The sequence below is a fragment of the Erwinia sp. AC075 genome (assembly GCF_979253995.1).
The window spans coordinates 3,924,646-3,940,677 of sequence record NZ_CEEDEU010000001.1; the positions used below are offsets into that span (position 1 = coordinate 3,924,646).

The 16,032-nt window shown below is 53.2% G+C and carries 13 protein-coding genes; 8 read left to right on the forward strand and 5 right to left on the reverse strand.

Annotated features, from left to right (window positions below; translation table 11 throughout):
• The first annotated feature begins 68 nt into the window (after nucleotides 1-68).
• From AC0IXH_RS18415 to AC0IXH_RS18430, 4 genes are all read left to right on the forward strand, one after another.
• On the forward strand, nucleotides 69-797 hold the full coding sequence (locus tag AC0IXH_RS18415; RefSeq protein ID WP_471720818.1) for a gluconate 2-dehydrogenase subunit 3 family protein: 729 nt from the start codon (nucleotides 69-71) through the stop codon (nucleotides 795-797).
• Nucleotides 798-813: 16 nt separating this feature from the next.
• Nucleotides 814-2,583 (forward strand): GMC family oxidoreductase, encoded by a 1,770-nt coding sequence (locus AC0IXH_RS18420; protein WP_471720819.1) that lies wholly within the window; start codon nucleotides 814-816, stop codon nucleotides 2,581-2,583.
• 2 nt (nucleotides 2,584-2,585) lie between these two features.
• Nucleotides 2,586-3,926, forward strand: coding sequence for a c-type cytochrome (locus AC0IXH_RS18425; protein ID WP_471720820.1), 1,341 nt, complete (start codon nucleotides 2,586-2,588; stop codon nucleotides 3,924-3,926).
• Nucleotides 3,927-4,515: 589 nt separating this feature from the next.
• Nucleotides 4,516-6,339 (forward strand): methyl-accepting chemotaxis protein, encoded by a 1,824-nt coding sequence (locus AC0IXH_RS18430; protein ID WP_471720821.1) that lies wholly within the window; start codon nucleotides 4,516-4,518, stop codon nucleotides 6,337-6,339.
• 84 nt (nucleotides 6,340-6,423) lie between these two features.
• On the opposite strand, the gene AC0IXH_RS18435 is transcribed toward AC0IXH_RS18430, so the two are convergent.
• From AC0IXH_RS18435 to AC0IXH_RS18445, 3 genes are read right to left on the reverse strand one after another with little or no spacing between them, the layout of a single operon-like run.
• Nucleotides 6,424-7,734: a c-type cytochrome gene (locus AC0IXH_RS18435; RefSeq protein ID WP_346568794.1), complete on the reverse strand. Its 1,311-nt coding sequence runs from the start codon at nucleotides 7,732-7,734 to the stop codon at nucleotides 6,424-6,426.
• Between the two features lies 1 nt (nucleotide 7,735).
• On the reverse strand, nucleotides 7,736-9,508 hold the full coding sequence (locus AC0IXH_RS18440) for a GMC family oxidoreductase (RefSeq protein ID WP_013204439.1): 1,773 nt from the start codon (nucleotides 9,506-9,508) through the stop codon (nucleotides 7,736-7,738).
• A 37-nt stretch (nucleotides 9,509-9,545) separates the two neighbouring features.
• The gene (locus tag AC0IXH_RS18445) at nucleotides 9,546-10,262 is read right to left on the reverse strand and encodes a gluconate 2-dehydrogenase subunit 3 family protein (RefSeq protein ID WP_134823032.1); all 717 of its coding nucleotides are present in this window, start codon (nucleotides 10,260-10,262) and stop codon (nucleotides 9,546-9,548) included.
• Between the two features lie 387 nt (nucleotides 10,263-10,649).
• Between AC0IXH_RS18445 and AC0IXH_RS18450 the strand changes: the two genes are divergently transcribed.
• The 3 genes from AC0IXH_RS18450 (at nucleotide 10,650) to AC0IXH_RS18460 (ending at nucleotide 13,573) form a co-directional block, all read left to right on the forward strand.
• Nucleotides 10,650-11,669: a LacI family DNA-binding transcriptional regulator gene (locus tag AC0IXH_RS18450; protein WP_151036270.1), complete on the forward strand. Its 1,020-nt coding sequence runs from the start codon at nucleotides 10,650-10,652 to the stop codon at nucleotides 11,667-11,669.
• Nucleotides 11,670-11,916: 247 nt separating this feature from the next.
• Nucleotides 11,917-12,924, forward strand: coding sequence for a hypothetical protein (locus tag AC0IXH_RS18455; protein ID WP_338572641.1), 1,008 nt, complete (start codon nucleotides 11,917-11,919; stop codon nucleotides 12,922-12,924).
• A 274-nt stretch (nucleotides 12,925-13,198) separates the two neighbouring features.
• Nucleotides 13,199-13,573 carry a VOC family protein gene (locus AC0IXH_RS18460; RefSeq protein WP_338572643.1) on the forward strand — a complete coding sequence of 125 codons (375 nt, stop codon included), beginning with the start codon at nucleotides 13,199-13,201 and terminating at the stop codon, nucleotides 13,571-13,573.
• A 167-nt stretch (nucleotides 13,574-13,740) separates the two neighbouring features.
• On the opposite strand, the gene AC0IXH_RS18465 is transcribed toward AC0IXH_RS18460, so the two are convergent.
• Both AC0IXH_RS18465 and AC0IXH_RS18470 read right to left on the reverse strand, forming a co-directional pair.
• On the reverse strand, nucleotides 13,741-13,881 hold the full coding sequence (locus AC0IXH_RS18465; protein ID WP_338572645.1) for a hypothetical protein: 141 nt from the start codon (nucleotides 13,879-13,881) through the stop codon (nucleotides 13,741-13,743).
• A 178-nt stretch (nucleotides 13,882-14,059) separates the two neighbouring features.
• Nucleotides 14,060-14,656 carry a hypothetical protein gene (locus AC0IXH_RS18470; RefSeq protein WP_338572648.1) on the reverse strand — a complete coding sequence of 199 codons (597 nt, stop codon included), beginning with the start codon at nucleotides 14,654-14,656 and terminating at the stop codon, nucleotides 14,060-14,062.
• Nucleotides 14,657-15,211: 555 nt separating this feature from the next.
• Between AC0IXH_RS18470 and AC0IXH_RS18475 the strand changes: the two genes are divergently transcribed.
• Entirely contained in the window at nucleotides 15,212-15,688 is a 477-nt protein-coding gene (locus AC0IXH_RS18475) for a peptidase M14 (protein ID WP_338572651.1), read from the forward strand.
• Nucleotides 15,689-16,032: the final 344 nt, after the last annotated feature.

Here is a 16,032-nt window from a genome sequence, read left to right on the forward strand (position 1 = left end):
GGGTCGGAAAGCTATTGCCTGCGTTCCGGAAGCTATGACAATCATTCGTGCTATTCAAGGAAACAGATATGAATCGTAGAGAAGCGCTCTTTTCCATCAGTTCGCTGGTTGGCGCGTTCACTATCGCGCCGAAACTCTCGGCCAAAGAGCTGAATAACGTGCCGCTGGTTACCCGGCTCAGCGCCGATGCGGTGCCGGTCCCGGCCATGCAGGGCGGATATCGCGTGCTGACCAGTGAAACCGACCGCAAAAACCTGGCGGCAGTGTGCGATCGCCTGATCCCCGCTGATGATCACGGCCCGTCCGCCAGTCAGGAAGGTGCCATTGAGTTTATCGATGACCAGCTGGCCGGCACTTACGGCTCCGGTGCCGCACTGTATCTCGACGGGCCGCTGCGTCCCGAAAATGAAGAAAAAATCATGGGCAGCGCGCAGTTCCTGACCACGCCTCGCGAACGTTACATCACTGGTTTACGGGCGCTGGAAGCCTGGGCGCAGGTGCATCATCACAGTTCGTTTTACAGCCTGACAGCGCCGCAGATCGACAGTTTTCTGACGGATATGGAAGCGGGAAAAATTAACCTCGGCAGTGACGTCAACAGCCAGGCGTTTTTTGAATTAATGCTGCAAAACGTCCGCGAAAGCTATCTTGCCGATCCGCTGTATGGCGGCAATAAAACCATGGCCGGCTGGAAAATGATTGGTTTCCCCGGCGCACGCTATGACTACCGCCAGTATATCGATCGTCGCGGTGAAAACCTGCAGTTAATTCCCGTCAGCCTTATTCCCAATGATTAATGTCCGGAGCTGAGTGATGTCACAAATTAGAGAAAAGACCGACGTCGTTATTGTCGGATTAGGCTGGGCCGGATCGGTGATGGCTGAAGAATTAACCCGTGCAGGCCTCAACGTGGTGGCGATTGAGCGCGGCGCCTGGCGCGACACCTCCACGGATTTCCCGGTCTCCGTTGACCCGGACGAGCTGCGCTACCATACGCGTCGTGAAATTTTGCAGCCGATGAGCGTTGAGACCACCACCTTCCGCAACAACAGCCAGCAGGATGCCGCACCGGTGCGTAACTGGAGCGCGTTTCAGTTTGGCTGGAACGTTGGCGGCGCGGGTACCCACTGGGCAGGCATGTCATGGCGCTTTACGCCGTGGGATTTTGAAATCGCCACCCAAACTCGCGAGCGCTACGGTGCCAGCAAGATGAAGGGTCTGCAGCTGCAGGACTGGGGCGTGACTTACGACGAGATGGAGCCGTATTACGATCGCTTCGAGCGCATCGCCGGAACCTCCGGTATCGCCGGCAATCTGCAGGGCAAGCCGCAGCCCAACGGCAACATTTTCGAAGGGCCGCGCCGCCGCGACTACCCCACGCCGCCGCTGAAAGACACCCACTGGATGCGCAAATATCGCCAGACCACCGAGCAGATGGGCTTCCATCCTTTCACCATTCCGGCGGGCAACCTTTCTTCGGCTTATGTGAACCCGCTGGGCGTCACCATGGGCCCGTGCACCTACTGCGGCTTCTGCGATTTCCACGGCTGCGGCAACTTCAGTAAATCCTCGCCTCAGGCCTGTATTCTCCCGGCCCTGATGCGTCGCCCTAACTTTACCGTGCTGACCGAAACCGAAGTGTTGCAGGTCATCAAGCATGACGATGGCAAAACGGCGAAAGGCGTGCGCTTTATCACCCACGATGGCAAAGAGGGCTTCCAGCCTGCCGACGTGGTGTGCATCACTGCCTATCAGATGGACAACGTGCGCATGATGCTGCTGTCGAAAATCGGCGAGCCGTACAACGTCGAAACCGGCAAAGGCACCGTTGGACGCAACTATAACTACCAGACCTGCGCCACCGTCACCGGCTTCTTTGACGGCGAGTTTATGAACCCGTTTATCGGCGGCGGCGCGCTGGCGGTGCAGATCGACGACTTCAACGGCGATAACTTCGATCACAGCAACCTCGACTTTATCGGCGGTGCCGGGATCATGGGCTTCTCGACCGATGGCCGCCCAATTCAGCATATGGACGACCTGCGTCCGGGCACCAAACGCTGGGGCAGCGAATGGAAAGCGGGCTACGCGCGCGACTACCAGAGCGCCGGCACCATTTTCTGCCAGGGCACCTCAATGCCGGTTCGCGAGGCCTATCTGGATCTCGATCCGCAGTATAAGGATCGCCACGGTCAGCCGTTGCTGCGCATGACCTTTGACTGGAACAAGAACGACACCAACATGTCGCGCTTCGTGCTGGATAAGGCGAAAGAGATTATGAAGCAGACCGGCGGCAAGGATATCACCTCGCAAAACCAGACCGACGGCAGCTGGAACCCATATCGGCAGAACAGTTCCCATACTATCGGCGGGGCGGTGATGGGGGCCGATCCGACCACCTCCGCGCTGAACACTTACCTGCAAAGCTGGGACGTGCATAACGTCTTTGTGGTGGGAGCGTCCGCCTTCCCGAACAATGGCGGCTACAACCCCACCATCACGGTCGGGGCGCTGGCCGTGCGTGCTGCCCGCGCGATCCATGAGACCTACATTAAAAATCCTGCCCCGCTGGTGAAGGCGTAATCATGAGCATAAAAAAGAAAGTAACTTACAGCCTGGCGGCGCTGGCCGTACTGGCCGGGATTGGCGTGTCTGGCCGGCTGTGGATGGTGATGGACAGCTCACGCTCTGACGTTGCCGACAATAAAACGGTGCTGGCGGATTTCCACAGCACCGATGCGGCGGCGATCAAGCGCGGTGAATACGTGATGCGGCTGAGCGATTGTGCCGCCTGTCACGAGCAGACCTTTGCTGGCGGCTACAAAATCAACACGCCGTTTGGCGAGCTGAAAACCTCCAATATCACCCCCGATCGCGAAACCGGTATTGGCGGTATGACCGAGCATGATTTTTACAATGCGGTGCGTCTGGGCCGTGGCTCAAAAGGCTTCCTCTATCCGGCGATGCCGTATACCGCCTATGCCAAGCTGAGCGATCGGGATATGCATGACCTGTGGGCGTGGATGTCGACCCTGAAGCCGGTGAAAAACAACATCGACGAAAATGGCGGCATGAATTTCCCTTACAACATTCGCCTGGCGATGGCGGGCTGGAACCTGCTGTTCTTTGATAACAGCGGCTTTAAGCCCGAAAGCCTGAAAACCGCCAGCGGCAGCAGCGCCGACTGGGATGAGATCAATCGCGGGAAATACCTGGTCGACGGCCCGGCGCACTGTAGCGTCTGCCATACCGCCCGCAACGCGCTTGGCGGGGAAATCAGCAGCCAATATTTGCAGGGCGGCAATCTGGGAGACTGGTACGCACCGGACATCACCCCGAATGCGCATACCGGCATTGGCGGCTGGAACAGCGAGCAGATCCAGCAGTACCTGAAAACCGGTTCTGATGGCAAAAGCGTGGCGGCAGGCCCGATGGCGGAAGCGGTTGAGCATTCGATGCAGTACTTCAACGATGCCGACCTGAAAGCCGTTGCTGCGTATCTGCAGCATCTTCCGGCATCCGACACGCCTGCACCCAAGGCATTTGTGATGGATGAAGCGCGCAGCAAAAAAGCGGCGTTGGGATATGAAGTGGATTGCTCCGCCTGTCACGGCGTGAAGGGCGAGGGGATCCACGGCATGGTGCCAGCCTTTGCCGGTAACGGCTCAATGCTGAATGACCCAACGAACATGATTAACGCGCTGCTGAACGGCGCGCGCGCGCCGCACACGGCGGATCGCCAGACCGCTGCCGGCATGCCGTCATTTGACTGGAAGATGAATGACCAGCAGATGGCCGATATGCTGAACTATGTGCGGAATTCGTGGGGCAATCAGGCCGCTGAAGTGACGCCGCAGCAGGTTGCAGCGATGCGTAAGCAGACGGATGCGAAGCAGAAGCTGGCTACGCCTGCACAACAGCAGTAACAGTGAAAACACCCTGCCGGGCAATGCGGCAGGGTGTTTTCAGTCCTGAACGGCACGGTCATTTTCTTTAACGAATGCTTTCTTCTGCAGCGATGCATTAATTTCATCGCGCAATTGTTTTACTTTTTCCAGATAAGTGCCAGAATGAATTAGAGACATAAGTAGCACGCTATTATAAAGTGCGCGATGTATCTGGATGCAAGAGTTTCTTATTTGTAATGCCAACACCGGGGAATACCCACTACCGTTTCTACGTTCATATGTTGCAAGCCAAGAGGTCAGATGTTTTGTTATAACCGCCGGGCGGGATACTGTTAAAAAATTCCCGTCCCGGCTTTGACAAACGCGCAATCAGCGGCAACACTCTTCTGCGTGACATCATCCAAAATCAGTACCAGTTAGAAGAATAAAAATCCGTCATTTCCCCCTGTCTTTCTCGCAAGCGACACCTCTCACTACCCGACACTAGTAAACTTGAGTAATTGTTAATTTTGTAACTATAAATAGTGAAATTAACACTCTTCCTGCCGATAACCCTGTGGCCTTACTGGCAATCACATGGACAACACGACAGGGGAATTCGAGTTTTATGAAAAAATTACGTGTTTTTTTGGAAAATATCAGAGTCGGCAGGAAGCTCATGTTGGGATTTGGGCTGGTGCTGATCCTCAGCATTGCTGTAGCGGCCTGTGGTATTAAAAACCTGCGGGATATTGCGGAGCGTGCGGACAAACTCAGCCAGCTGAAGAACATTAACGATCAGTTCTCACAGGCCAAAGATGCCCGCCAGCAGTACGTAAAAACCCATGATGAAAAATTTATCGCGGCGAATGAAGAGCGGTTGCGGGCGGTAGAAACCAACATTGACCAACTCAAAACCCGGCACTGGAATGCCGAACAGAGTCAGTTGATTGCGTCACTTCCGGGCGCCATGAGCGTCTACCGTGAGCATCGTGCAGAGACGGTAAGCGAAGTGCATTCCCGTCAAATTATCCTGCAGGCGCTGAGGCTTAGCGGTGAAACCGCCGACGCTGAGGAGATGGCGCAAAAATACAGCGCCTCGCCGGACGGTACGGCCGCCGCCTTGACAGACATTGCTAAACACCTTGCCGGTGTCAGCGTCCGTGTCCGGCTGATGGAGCTGGATAACAGCGCTGAGAATCGTCAGGCATTAACTGGCTTTTTAGCTGAAACGATTCAACTTATTGAGCAGGCCAGGCCGCGCCTCAGCCCTGAGGACGGCAATGCCATAGAAAAACTGGCGGTGCTGCTGGCCGCCAGACGCGACAGCGTGCAGGAATATAACACGTCGGCGCTGGCGGAAGAGGAGGCGACCCGGCAGCTTGGCGCGGCGGGGGCGCAACTGACTACCACCAGTAATCAGCTGTTCAGCCAGCAACTGAGTGCCACCCATGAAGATATCGCCAGTGCCATTCTGTGGATGTTGATGATCCTTGCCGCTGCGGTCATCGCCAGCATTGTCATTGCGGTGATTATCTCCCGGCAGATCACCCGTCCGCTCGCCGCCACGCTGCAGATCGCACGACAGATTGCGCAGGGTGATTTGAGCGTGCGTCTGGAGACCTCGCGTCGGGATGAACTGGGCGAGCTGATGAAAGCGGTTGGCGGCATCAGCAACGATCTGCGCAGCATCATTGGCGATATTCGCAGCGGTGTTATCCAGGTCAGCCAGGCGTCCGCAGAGATTGCGACAGGGAACAACGATCTTTCGGCCCGAACGGAAGAGCAGGCGGCCGCGCTCGAGCAAACGGCGGCCAGCATGGAGCAGCTGACGGCCACCGTGAAGCAGAATGTGGAGAATATTCACCACTCAAGCGAGCTGGCACGCGCCACTTCCGAGACGGCAAACAAAGGTGGCGTGTTGGTTAAAAGCGTGGTGGACACCATGAATCAGATCAGCGCCAGTTCCAGTAAAATTGCCGATATCACCACCGTGATCAACAGTATTGCCTTCCAGACCAACATCCTGGCGTTGAACGCGGCGGTGGAAGCTGCCCGCGCGGGCGAACAGGGCCGCGGCTTTGCGGTGGTCGCCAGCGAGGTGCGGAACCTTGCCCAGCGCAGTGCACAGGCGGCAAAGGAGATTGAAACCTTAATTGCTGAATCCGTCGCGCGCATTGGCAGTGGATCGCAACTGGTCGGCAAGGCAGGCGAAACGATGAATGAGATCGTGAACTCTGTCGGCAACGTCACCAGCATACTGGTCGAGATTGCTCAGGCGTCCGACGAGCAGAACCGCGGAATTTCTCAGGTTGGCGTGGCTATCGTGCAGATGGATAGCGTCACCCAGCAGAATGCGGCGCTGGTTCAGGAGTCGTCGGCGGCTGCCAGCGCGATGCGCGACCAGGCATCGATGCTGGAAGCGTCGATCTCACGGTTTGTGGTGCAGTAAGGCGGCTGCGCGGGCAGGATGCTCAGCGCATTAACGTGTCAGTAAAAAAGGCCGGCAAGCCGGCCTTCATCGCAACAAAACCCACTACTTTTCTGGCATCTGCGCGGGCATGTTTATCAACGCCCGGTTTTTCGCCACATCATCGGCCGTTACGGCCGGCGCGGCATTGCCCCAGCTGTTCCGCAGATAGGTTGCGGCAGCCGCGACCTGTTCATCAGACAGTTTCCAGGCAAACGACGGCATCGCACCGCTGGTTGGGTTGGACTGCGTCACCGCACCCCGGCCACCCTGCAGGATAGTGGTAATAATCGACGACGCATCGTCCGCCATCAGCCCCGGATTGTTCGCCAGTCCGGCCGCAAGCTGCGGGATACCCTTGCCGTCACTGTTATGACAGGCGCTGCAGTTGGCGGAATAGACGTTGGCACCCATTTTCATCTGCGCCGAATCGGCCGCCAGCGGTTGTGGTGCTTTGGTCCCCGAGTCCGGCTGCGATTTTAGGTAGACCGCAATCGCGCGTAGATCCGCATCGGTCAGATGCTGGGTCGAGTTGGTCACCGCTTCCGCCATCGGCCCGGACGCCACCGCCACATGGTTACTGCCGGTTTTCAGGTAGTCGACGAGTTGCTGGTCGCTCCAGCTGCCGACGCCGGTATAGCGGTTCGGGGTGATATCCGGCGCATGCCATTCCGCCAGGTTACTGCCCTGCAGATAGGCTCCGGTATCGCCACCCAGCAGATTTTTCGGCGTATGGCAGGCGCTACAGTGCTCCAGACCTTCCACCAGATAGGCACCGCGATTCCATTCGGTGGATTTGGATGTGTCCGGCTCGTATCCGCTGTTTTTAAAGAACAACAGGTTCCAGCCCATCATCGCCAGACGGATATTGTACGGGAAGCCGAGGTGGGTCTCCGGAGCGTGATAATTCACCGGCTTCACCGAGCGCATATACATCCACAGGTCGTGCATGTCCTTGTCGCTGGTTTTCACGTAGGCGTTATACGGCATCGCCGGATAGAGGTTTTCGCCGTCTTTGCCCTTGCCGTGACGCACCGCGCGATAGAAATCACGCTCGGTCCAGCTGCCAATCCCGGTTTCCGTATCAGGCGTAATATTGCTGGCAACGATGCCGCCAAACGGCGTGCTAATCGAATAGCCGCCGGCAAAGGCATCTTTGCTCTCCGGTGCGGTATGGCAGGCCACACAGTCGCCGGCGATGGCAATGTATTTCCCGCGCGCCACGGCAGCAGCATCCTCCGCTCCCGGCGGCTGGCTGGTGAGGAGGGTATTATCCGCAACGTCATCCGCGCGGGTAGTGCCATTTTGCCACAGCAACCCCGCGGCCACGGCGACGGCAATCAGCGCCACGCCGCCCAAAATTTTGGTCTTTTTCATGTCACACCTTCACCAGTGGGCCGGGGTTTTTCACGTATTGCTCAATAATGGCTTTTGCCGTCCACAGGCTGAGTGCGCCGATGGTGCCGGTTGGGTTGTAGCCGGCATTATTGGGGAACGATGAAGCGCCAAGGACAAACAGGTTATGCATGTCCCAGCTTTGCTGATAGCGGTTGAGCACGCTGGTCTGTGGGTCGGTCCCCATCACGGCGCCGCCGATGGTGTGGTCACTGGCAAAGTTATACGGCGAATAGTGGCCCGAGGCGGAGTTGGTGCCGTTGACGATTTTGGCGCCCATTGCCTTGCCGATTTCCACGCTTTTCTCTTCGATAAACTTCGCCGCAAGACGGTCGTTTTCGTTGTAATCGAAGGTTACGCGCAGCAGCGGATTGCCGTTGTCATCTTTGTATTCCGGGTCCAGGTCAAGGTAGTAATCCTCATGGGAATAGCTGGTGCCCTGGCCGAAGATAAAGGTGCCGTTCTGGAACGCATGGGTATAGGCTTTTTTCCACTCTTTGCCCCAGCGCGGCGTGCCTGGCGGCAGGGCGTCGGCATTGCCAATCGGACGCGCACCGCGCGCCACCACCAGAATGCCGGCTCCACCAATAAAGCCGAGGTTGGTGTGATCGAAGTTATCGCCGTTGAAGTCGTCCACCTGCTGCGAAAGCGCGCCGGCACCAATAAACTGGTTGAGGTTTTCGTCTTCGAAGAACAGGGTGGCACCGGCCACGGTCTGGAAGCTGTAGGCGCGGCCGACCACGCCTTTCTTGCTGACCGGATCGTAAGGCACGCCGATTTTGGAAAGCAGCAGCAGACGTACGTTCTGCATCTGGAATGCCGAAAGGATCACGATATCCGCAGGCTGGAACCACGCTTTTTTATTGCGATCCAGATAGGTCACGCCGGTGGCGGTCTTGCCGTCGTCGGCTTTATTGACCTTCACCACGGCGGAATCGGTCAACACCGTGAAGTTCTCACGCTGCATCAGCGCCGGGATCACGCAGGCGTTCGGGCTGGATTTAGAGAAGTTACCGCAGCCGTAATACAGGCAGTAACCGCAGTAGGTGCACGGCCCCATGCGCACGCCAAGCGGATTGACGTAGGCGCGGGACGCCTGGCCCGCCGGCACCATGAACGGGTGCTGACCCAGGGATTTTGCCGCATCGCGGAACAGATCGGTCAGACGCATGCCTTCCAGCGGCGGCAGCGGATATTCACTGCTGCGGTTGCCTTCAAACGGGTTGCCGTCCGGGATCACTTCGCCGTTCAGCTTGCCCGCTTTGCCCGACACGCCGGCGATTTTTTCGAAGCGATCGTAAAACGGTTCCAGCTCGTCATAGGTCACGCCCCAGTCCTGCAGGATCAGCCCTTTAGCAATCTGCTTTTTGCCGTAGCGCTCAACGGTCTGGGTGTACGGCTGCAAATCGAACGGGGTGAAACGCCACGCCATGCCGGCCCAGTGGGTACCGGATCCGCCGACGTTATAGCCCAGCTCATTCAGGTTCCAGTCGCGGCTGGGTAGCGCCTGTTGGGTGATGTTATTGCGGAAGGTGGTGGTTTCCACTGCGGGCGGCAGCAGCATACTGCGGCGGGTATCCCAGCGCAGTTCATCGGTATCTATCGACGGGGGAAAATCCGTGGCGGTTTCAAACCACGGACCGCGCTCAACGGCAACAACATTCAGGCCGGCACGGGTTAACTCTTCGGCAATCAAAGAGCCACACCATCCCAGGCCGACGATGACGACATCAGCTTTTGGACGCACGTTATTCATAAGACTTTGCTCTCTACATAAATATAACAGCCAGTATTTACAGGGTGTTATCAATCAGACTGGTGGGGATGATATTCAGCTTCTGCCCTTTTTTACTCAGCAGATCGCGGAAGTCATAACGTGCTCCAGGGAAGCCCAGCATTTTCCAGCTGGTCATCTCTTTATTTCCACCGTATATCGGGTCGGAGAGAAAACCTTCACGGACGTTTTGCAGCAGCAGCTCGAAAAAGACTTTGGTGTCCACGTCGGCACCTAAATCGAATTTACCGGCTTCCATCGCGTGCAGGATCTGCTCACGGCGGGCTTCGTCCAGTTCATTAAAGGGTTTGCCGTAGGCTTTGCGGGTAGCCTGATCCAGCGCGGTCAGGCCCTGGCGGTAACGCTCCGCAGGCGTCAGCAACGATTGCTGGCCCTGCTCAGGCGTGCCTTTCACAAAGCGTCCGAGGCGGTAGACGGCAACGGCCTTGCCATAATCGCCCGCCAGCTGACGGTCGATAAAGGTGGCACAGCCCGCGTCTTTGCCACTGAGGCTGGATTCATCCGCCGGGATAAAGTGCTCAGCAATGATGCCCACGGTGTCTGACTCATGTTGGGTCAGAAACTGTAAGCCGCCGGTGCGAGGCGGAGTGGGAGGGGTATTTACTTTTCCTGGTTGCCAGGGCTGGCCACCGGTGACGACTTCAGCCTGAGCGCCAGGCAATGACGTCGCCACACCCAATGCTGCCATTGAGGTAAGAAACTCTCTGCGTTTCATAGATTCCCTGCCGGTTAATTGATCACATTGCGGAATTATTATTTTAATTTTGGAATAGAAATTCGTGATATTTAGATAATTCTAAATATCAAATCAGAGATATTTACTTCACATGTAAATAAAGTGTTTAATAAAGCATTAACAAACTCGGGGGATAATAATTCGTAGCGTGATCGCGACCAAGATTTTCGTTGATGGTTTTACATCATTGCCTCGGGCCTGCTGCTTTTTTGCGCCGGACAAAAAGGTGTCCTGCCTGCAATCGCTCGAATTGTGACGCGTCGGCAAAGAATTTCATCCAACCTATCGCCCTGTTTTTCGCTGTGATGCAGAAAGTGAACGCGGCATGTTTTCGTCAGGATTTTTACCGGGTTTCCGGGAGTAAAAATGAAAAAGTTAACCCTGCAAATGCTGGCGAAAATGGCCGGTGTGGGCGTGGCCACGGTAGACCGGGTACTCAACGATCGCGGCGGCGTTTCTCCCGAGACGGTGCGAAAAGTGCTGCATGCCGCGCGACAAGCGGGGCTTAAGCGCTATCTGCCGGAAGAGCATAAGCAGCCGTGGCAGATCGAAGCGTTTCTCAGCAGCAATCCCTCGTCGTTTTTTCAGCGGCTGAATAACGATCTGAGTGCCGTCGCCAACCATTTGGGTTATCAGCGCTTAACGCTGCATCGCACTTTTATCCCGGAATCGCAGCCAGAGATTCTGGCGCAACGCATTATCGCCAGCAGTGAGAAGCGCGACGGCCTGATCGTGTTTGGTCATGACTATCCCATGATCCACGACGCGCTGGCGCACTGTCATGCCAACGGCATTCCGGTGGTCACCTTCGTGACGGATATCCCGGATGCGCAACGGCTTTGCCACGTCGGCATTAATCAGTATCAGGCAGGCCGCACCGCAGGACTGCTGATGAGCAAAACGATCGATACCACTGGCGATGTGATTATGGTCAGCGGGCGCATCGACTATCGCGCCCACCGCCAGCGCATTGAAGGGTTTCGCGATGCGATGGCTGCCCACGCGCCGCAGGTGAAACTGCGGGAAGCGCTGGCCGGACAGGATCAGCGAGACACCATCCGCTCGCTGCTGGATTCGACGCTCTCACTGTCAAATGACGTGGCCGGGGTTTACAACACCGGCGTGGGCAATACCGAAGTGCGGGATATCCTGCAAAAGCACCAGCGGCTGGGCGTATGCGCCTTTATCACCCATGAGCTGTACAGCATCACCAAAGCCATGCTGCAGGAGGATGCGGTGGATTTCACCCTCGACCAAAATGCCCATCAGCATGCGCGCCTTTCGATCGAGCTGCTGTTGAGTCATCTGGAAACCGGGTATCAACCTGCACTGTATGAGGACGGGAAGGTCGATTTGAAGATTGTGACGTGTGAGAATTTGGGTTGAAGGTGGGGCTGATCATTTCCGGGTTTTAGTAAGGGGGGCAGTCTGCAATGTGCCAAAAGCGGACGCATTGTCTTTAAGCTCAAGACTGACTTTTCTTGTGTAGTCTATTATTTGCGCATTTCGTCACCTTTAACTCGGGGGAACTTTATATAAATAAAAATCTGATAGATAAATGATTCTTGACTTTAGCTCTTTGTCACTTTAAAAGAAATGTAAGCCTATAAAATTTTATAAAGGAAGTTGTCTCATGTTGCAGCAGGATAGCCTTCGGCAAGAAATCATTGCATCTATTAAAAAATCACTCACTTTCGATATCCTATATCAAAGAATAAGACCTGACATATCAAAATTCATCAATGCCACCTCAAAGCTATCCTTAAAAGGCCTCGATGAATGGGAAAGATTAATTCGAGCAGAGATTTTCTATTCACTTCGACAGTATAGTCAGAAGCAAAGTGATAATGATTTCCAGCAAGTTGGAACACTCAGATGGATGGACATATGTAGCGCTGATGGTTTCAGACGCGAAAGAGCGCTAAGGACACTATCTGGTGGTGCACCAAATGGTTTTTTATTAGCTTTAGTTGTTCGGAGGCTAAATGACTGGGTTCCGCAGGTAAGAGCTGCAGCGCGTGATGCTTTGCCATTGGTTGCTGAAGGATCTGACCCTGAATTTATTGTTGATGTTTTATTTATAACTCTTCCCTACTGGGATTCTTGGGGGAGAATGGAAGATATCGAGAAAGAGGTCCTCATGAAAGTGGTTATGATGGAGAAAGTAATTAATGCTTTAAAAAAACGGCTTCTAACATCCTCTTCAGGGCCTGTTGCTACTATATTTTCACAGGCAGGACGCACAACAGCTCTGGATAAATTTTTAGATGAGATTTCAGAAAAATCAATTCAACCCTCCCTGCGAGCCAAAGCGTATCGTTGTCAGTTTGAAAGTAAATTTGTTTGGGCTGAAGGGCTGACATGGCACTGGATCGATAAAATATACGGCATACAGCGACGCATCCCTGCTTTAAAAGAACGAATAATACCTACAACTCGCCCCTTTATTGATACTTTGAGAATGGCAACAACCGACCGTTCGCCAATGGTTCGGCGTATAGCTGGCGAAATGCTCATAAAAGAATTGAATAACATCGGTGATGAAGCATTCAATCTGGCAAATATATTGGCTTCTGATAGGTCGCCATCAGTAGCAGAACGCGGAAGATATGCATTAGCCGACTTAGAAAAACGAAACTGACCATTCACACACATACATTGGTATGTCTGTGGCCAATTAAGCGATAATAGATATTATTTGCCATGGGTTTATCCGCCAACATCTGTGAGAACGATTGCGGACTTCCGCTCCTCGCTCATTGCAGACCGTGCAGCGCACAGGTCGCTTCGCGTCAATTGCGGACATTTTGTAAGCTCTCCTGGATAAATTGAGAATATGATCATGTGTAAACTTGAGCTGAATTTTAAGGCTCAAGTAAAAAGCTTCAGCGGAGAATATCCAATTGTTTACTCATATGCGTATTGCCAAACCCGTCTCCAATCTTGAACGATCTTTTCTGATGTACAGTCAGGGACTGGATTTACACAAAATAGCTGAATTCAATGATCATGACGGTTTCAATGGACTGATGTTAGGACGGAAGGACTTAGACTGGCACATTGAATTCACCTTTTGCCTTAGTCATCCCATTCAACCTTTGCAAACTGAGGAAGATTTACTCGTTCTTTATTATTCAGATGAAAATGCGTGGATAGATGCCTGTGCAAGGATGATAGAAGCCGGATTCAACATGACGAATTCATTTAACCCTTACTGGGATATCAACGGAAGGACATTTGTTGATCCAGATGGATACAGAGTAGTTATCCAAAATAAGGCATGGGTATAATTTCAATTATTATTGCCAGTCCACTGGCCGTCTTGCTGCAAACCTGACGGTCTGCTCCTCGCTCAAAGCTGCCAGTTAGTTAGTTTGAATTCTGAAGATGTTTAAAACGCCGTTCTGCATGTTTAGACAGAATTACCTGTGTGTCCAGGGCAGCAAAAGTGCGGGCGTCAGTGGGTGAGGGTGGCGCGGCATAACCGGAAAAGAAGATGAGCAACGATAGCCGCACCGGCGAGCGCTGCGCCCATCAGATAAGGCATGATTTCTGAACCTTCACAAAGTCCGGAAACTACATCAAATATAAAATCCATATGCTCTCCGCCAGTATCCTTTATCGGCTGCATCGATGTTAAACCATCATGCCGGGAGTCACCAGGACTGAATGCAGGGAGCACGCAACTGGACAGAATATGCAGTCTGTCCAGCGTGTCTGGAAGGGAAAAAGGTGTCGGTTTAAAGCATAATACCGGGGTTACTGATTGCCTGGCGTTAAGTCTCCTGATCGCGGTTAATGACCTTCCCTCTGGAAATGCCAACTAACAGCGATGACCAATCACCATTAAAATGCTTTAATCCATGAATCACCCAGATCTGCTCAAGTACATAGATGGCCTGACTGAAATCTTTCAGTTTTTCCAGTGTGGAAGATGCCATAAAATCTTTCTCGTCGTCATATACGCGTACATACCTGTCGTGAAATATTTCCAGACCAGTCAGATTGCGTTCTTCTTCAACATCGATATTTTTTGAATGAGTGACAGCATTCCTGAAAGCGACCATTTCAAGTATTGTTTCCTTGCACTTTTTTATCGGCTCAATATTCGGTACTTCTAATCTGTTAGACAGCCATTCAAATTTACCGGACAACGTGGCATTGGTGTAACTCTTGTACTCACTTCTTTTTGTAAATACGGCTTTACCGTAAGTCAGCAATTTTGATTCAAGCGTAAAGCAATAAAAAGCCATCGCAGGGACGATTTTTTTAAAGCAATGGCCTGCCTTTGCTTGTTTAGCTTCTTCATGCAGATTGATTGCTATGGATTCCAGAAAACGGTCGTTAACAATAACGCCTTCAATAATATTCATATTCGGCATTTCCATTTGTATGGGAGTAGAGGGGGAGCAGCCGATATCGAATCTCAAAATTAGGCACTGGCTCACCTTTATAAAATCAATGAATCAGACCATTCTACTAGGCCTGTTGTTTCAGCGCGACCAATTGAAATGGACAGAATTACCTGAACGTCCAAGTGCGGCAGCAATGGCGAAAAAAGTGAATTCTGCCACCAGTTCAGTGACCGCACCGGCGCATCGATGCCGGATTTTCCAGCGGCTGTTCAGCTGGACGCGCAGCTGCAATGAAACAGAGGCCTGCATGGCGAAAAGTACTGAATGGTAGCGGCCAAATGGTGAAATAAAAATGACCGGGCGACACGGTATTACGGCACTTTTACAGTACTGATTGCGGAAAGATGCCAGCCGATCTTCGGGTTTTCAGGCGCATCGATGCCGGGTTGTGCCAGCAGTTATTCTGACGGTCGCGCAGCTGCAGATGTCAGAACTGGACAGAATAAGCGGTGTATACCAGTTGAGGAGTATTTATACTGGTGCCTGTAAAGTACAGCAAAACAGGAATAACAGATGGCATCTGAATGGGTAGAGGTGGCAGATAATGCCGTTAAGATTGGCCTTGGTTCGGCTTTAACAATATTAGGTGGCTATCTGACACTGAAGTTAACTCAGCGTCACGAGCTAAAAAAGGAATCTGTCGCGCTGGAACTGAAAGAAACAGCCAAGAAAACGGAGCGGTATGTTGAATTTCTTTCTTTGTCACAATCACTTATGCAGACATATCTCTATACGCAATGCAGCGCTGACGGTGACGACTATGTGCGTTATTTGCGCATTCACAATGAGATCTCGGTTACCTCAAACAATGAAATCAGACACGCTGCCTTTGAAACTCAGCTGGCTGTGTCTCAATTCATAACGTTTAATAAAGGCGGGAATATTGAGCTTATTGATGCCTTTCGTGATGAAGGCAGAAATCAGGTTTCCGCTTTTCAGGCACTCGCCAATGCCGAATTGTCGCAAGATCGACAGGAAAGGTTACGTTAAGGGTGGTGTTTGTGGCTTCGTAGTCTGGCTGAACAGCCTGCAGTAAACAGTGGACCTTTCATCATTCAGCTATATCGGCCAAACCCTTTAATATCGCAGTCATGTACTCTGCTTACCCATCTCCGTCCTTCTCGAATTCTTAACGGGCTGCTTTCAGGGCTTCCGTTGCCTTCCCACGCAACTCATCGGCAGTAACTTTCTTGGTTTTTACTGCCTAAATCATACGCTTACAGAACGTCTCTGCGTTGGCCATGATTTCGTTAGAGTTTTGAAGGTTTTCGCGAGTGGCATGAGTGGGTGACAGACTGCTGCTGAAGTATGCATTTGTAGCCAGCGTGTAGCAG